2 protein-coding genes are annotated in these 1246 nt (G+C 38.5%); both read right to left on the minus strand.

What is annotated here, in order from left to right; genetic code table 11:
- A partial coding sequence (locus tag CLV36_RS17570) for a hypothetical protein (protein WP_219904930.1) occupies nt 1–192 on the minus strand: 192 nt, incomplete at its 3' end.
- 240 nt (nt 193–432) lie between these two features.
- The gene (locus tag CLV36_RS16895) at nt 433–1125 is read right to left on the minus strand and encodes a hypothetical protein (RefSeq protein WP_106343412.1); all 693 of its coding nucleotides are present in this window, start codon (nt 1123–1125) and stop codon (nt 433–435) included.
- Between the last annotated feature and the right edge of the window lie 121 nt (nt 1126–1246).

The following is a 1246-nucleotide window of genomic DNA, read 5'->3' on the forward strand; positions in this document are numbered from 1 at the left end:
ATTCTCATTGAATATCCAATTTTTAGACAAAAGGATTTTTGAAGGAGATAATAATTCATACCGTTTCAAGATTGAAATACATTTCTCACACATATCTATAAGTGATCTCATCCGTTCAGGGCCAACAAAATTTGTTATCTCGGACCAATCCTCAAACCACCAATGAGCAATAGGTCTATCTAAAATAACCATGACTTAGTCACCCCATCCGAGAAAGTGATATTTAGTTTCATACCTGGATATTTATCGGCAATATCTTTTAGACCTTGAAGTGCCTTTTAAACTCGCATCTTTTCGCATTGTTCCTTCCATTAATAGAACGTGCCTGATGAATATACCAGCGGCCCCAAACCGGCGTCCCCTACTACCACGTGGGACTTCATTGGGGAAAGATGCTTCCACCAATTTTATTCACCAGACACGCCCTAGATTTCAACCTATGATACGACCCTTCTCATCAATTGGAATTACTTCTCCGTCATCATCTCTAACATTATCCAATCGATAACCATTAATGTGGCAAAACTCGTTTACATCATCTATAATCACTTCAGCTCCAAGAGTAGCTTCTATTTCATAAAGTGCTTTTTCCAGCCTCGGTGCATTCCATTTATAGATTTCTTGTTGAGGCTCCCCTGCCAACGTATTTGGTAACCAAGCCGTGCTATACGTTATTACATCAACTACTAATGCTTCAGTAAACCGCGCTTCTATACTTACCACATTCTTGAATCCCTGCTTCACACCGTCCTGATTTATAAGCTTTCCTTCACCAATAATCTGAATAAAACAAGGATATACGTAACCGGTGGCTCCTTGTTCCTTCTTCAACCAATCCAAAAAATACGTTGCTAACTCATTCTCATTGTAACTAGGATAGTCTATTAAAATGTCTCCCTTTTGAATCAGTTGCCACTTTACTTGTTCTCCTACTTTCTCATTAAACAACCAACGATTCGACAAAAGGATCTTTGAAGGAGATAATAATTCATACCGTTTCAATATTGAAATACATTTCTCACACATGTCTATAAGTGATCTCATCCGTCCAGGTTCAACAAAAGTTTCTATCTTCGTCCTATCCTCAAACCACCAATGAGCAATGGGTCTATCTAAAATAACCATGACTTAGTCACCCCATCCGAGAAAGTGATATTTAGTTTCATACCCAAACCTCGATGTTCCTTGGCTATTTTTTCCAAACCTTGAAGTCTATTCTGCGCTTGAAATTCATCCCACGTTCCAT

The sequence above is a fragment of the Laceyella sediminis genome (genome assembly GCF_003003125.1).
Classification (GTDB): Bacteria; Bacillota; Bacilli; order Thermoactinomycetales; family Thermoactinomycetaceae; genus Laceyella; species Laceyella tengchongensis.